Source organism: Lactobacillus gigeriorum DSM 23908 = CRBIP 24.85 (genome assembly GCF_000296855.1).
Lineage (GTDB): Bacteria > Bacillota > Bacilli > Lactobacillales > Lactobacillaceae > Lactobacillus > Lactobacillus gigeriorum.
Map to the genome: position 1 here is coordinate 1 of NZ_CAKC01000058.1, position 2,404 is coordinate 2,404.

Sequence of the window (2,404 nt, forward strand, 5' to 3'; positions counted from 1 at the left end):
GCCTCTGTGAACAGATACTTCTTTGCCGTATTAGTCATCACAACCACATACAATTGATCAAAGAGTTTAGCAGCCTTGGTTATTACTTCTAGGTGTCCGTTAGTAACTGGATCAAAACTTCCCGGAAAAATTGCTACTGTCATGCTTCTTCCCTCTTGTAAATTCTAACAATGGTTTTTCCTAAATGATGCTCTTTTTCAAATTTGTATCCATCTGGAAGATCTAATGTAGTTTGATCGTCAGTTTCAGCAACAATTCTTGCACCGTCATTAATCAATCCTGCTTTAGTCAATTTTGAAATATCCGTCAGAATTTGCTGTTTGGCATAAGGTGGATCCAAGAACACCAAATCAAAGTGGAATTTACCAGACTTTTCTAGCTCCTTTATCGCAGCAGCACTTGAACGCTTATAGACAGTAAATTTGTCCGGTTCCTTAGTTAGGTCAACATTCTTTTTGATAATCTCTACAGCCGCATAATTAATATCAACTAGCACTGCATGATCAAAACCACGAGATACAGCTTCAATGCCAAGAGCTCCACTACCTGCATATAAATCGAGAACCTGTCCACCTGTAAAAAATTGACCTAATGAGTTAAAGAGTGATTCTTTTACCTTATCGCTCGTAGGACGAGTCTTATTGCTCTTTAACGTATATAAATTTCTTTTAGCATATTTTCCAGAGATTATTCTCAATTTAACAATTCAACCCCTTCAGTTTGTCTCTTTTCTAGTTCCGCTTCGGTTTCTTCTGCCATTTTTGCTATCTGATTTTCAATATATTGGCTATCCAAATTCAAGCTCTCAGTTGCAGCCTTCTCTACTTTTTTGACAAAACTAAGTTCTTTAATTTCGTCAATCAAATCCTCATCGTCACTATTAAGGTAAATAACACAATAGTTCATCTTATTAGAAAAATAAACAATATCACCATAATACCGCAATTTATATTGTTCTCGCGGATTTACTAGATAAACTATCAGACCCATTCTCTGGGTCAATCCAGCTTCTTTTAAATCTTGATTAATGCTCAACCCTATCCCTCCTTAGCTATTTTTCGAATTTTTTCATTGGCAGAAATATTGAGAACTAAGCCAATACAAATTGTCAAAATTATCATTGATGAACCACCATAAGAAATAAAAGGCAATGTTACACCAGTGATTGGGAGCAATCCTAATAACGCTCCAACATTAAAGACAGTTTCAGAAAGAATAATCGTCATAATCCCATAACATACCAAAGCATTAAATTGTGATTCTGCATGAACACCAACTTCCATGATTTGCCACATTAGATAGAATAAGACGAACAGAATAATAATCGCTCCAACTACACCAATTTCTTCAGCAGTGACCGAAAGAATAAAATCAGTATATGGTTCAGGAAGGTAGCCTTTTTTCTGCATGCTATTTCCCAGTCCTACACCAAACAAGCCACCGTTATGAATTGCGTAATATGAGTTAACTAACTGTGCACCAGCATCTTTTTCCAATTTAAATGGATGTAAAAAAGCTAATAACCTTTGAAATTGATATTTTTCCTGTAAAAATTTAGGATTCCACCAAATAATTAAGCAAAAGCCCCCAATAACAAATAATGCTAAGGCTAATAACATTTTTAGAGCAATTTTTGTAGGAATTCCTGATACCAGAACCATAACAAAGGCAATCAAAAACAAAATTGCTGTTCCACCAAAGTCGGGTTCTACGATTACTAGCATCATCATAAGGCCAGTCAAAATTAAAGGATGCATCAAATTTTCCCAAATTTGACCACTTATTAAGGTACCATCTCGTTTATCTAATACGAAAGCTAAATATAATACTAAACCTAACTTAGCAACCTCAACTGGCTGCAAGTTCATAAATCCCAAGTTAATCCAACCAACAGCACCATTTACGGCTGCAGCTTCTCCTTTAAAAATTTTTAGTATAACCAAAAAGCCTAGTAGTGCAAGACTGATTACTAAAGCCCACATAATTGTTTTTTTATTTTTAAAAACGTTCAATTTCAAAGAAAAGATAAAGGCTCCAATAACAAAAGCCATTACTGCATACATTGCTTGTTTCATTCCATAGGTAGCTGGATTGAACCCATTAATTAACAATATATATGAGCTTGTAGAATAAACTAGCACAACCCCTGTTATTACTAAAATAATATATGGAATTAATATATTCCAATTTAGATAACGCAGCTTTCGTATCACGAATAAACTCGCTCCTTATAAAAGATTATTATTCTTAATTATAAGCCTTTTTAAGAGCTACTGGAAATGCAATGTATTATTTTTACAATTTGCTTTACTATTTTTTTATATAATAGAGTAGAGGGAGTTTAATTCTCGCCCCTCTCATTGCACCGGACGTACGGTTCCGTATCCGGCGCTACATTTGTAAT

4 protein-coding genes are annotated in these 2,404 nt (G+C 34.6%); all 4 read right to left on the reverse strand.

Annotated elements, in window-relative coordinates; all coding sequences use genetic code 11:
* Positions 1-143 (reverse strand): adenylyltransferase/cytidyltransferase family protein (locus BN52_RS05390; protein ID WP_040473429.1); only part of this gene is annotated, 143 nt, incomplete at its 3' end.
* Entirely contained in the window at positions 140-697 is a 558-nt protein-coding gene (rsmD, locus tag BN52_RS05395) for a 16S rRNA (guanine(966)-N(2))-methyltransferase RsmD (protein WP_008473320.1), read from the reverse strand. The genes BN52_RS05390 and rsmD, both read right to left, overlap by 4 nt.
* A complete protein-coding gene (locus tag BN52_RS05400; protein WP_008473322.1) occupies positions 694-1,035 on the reverse strand; it encodes a DUF2129 domain-containing protein in 342 nt (113 codons plus the stop codon). The genes rsmD and BN52_RS05400 overlap by 4 nt, the downstream gene beginning before the upstream one ends.
* Positions 1,036-1,037: 2 nt before the next feature.
* On the reverse strand, positions 1,038-2,213 hold the full coding sequence (locus tag BN52_RS05405; protein ID WP_008473323.1) for an FtsW/RodA/SpoVE family cell cycle protein: 1,176 nt from the start codon (positions 2,211-2,213) through the stop codon (positions 1,038-1,040).
* Positions 2,214-2,404 lie beyond the last annotated feature (191 nt).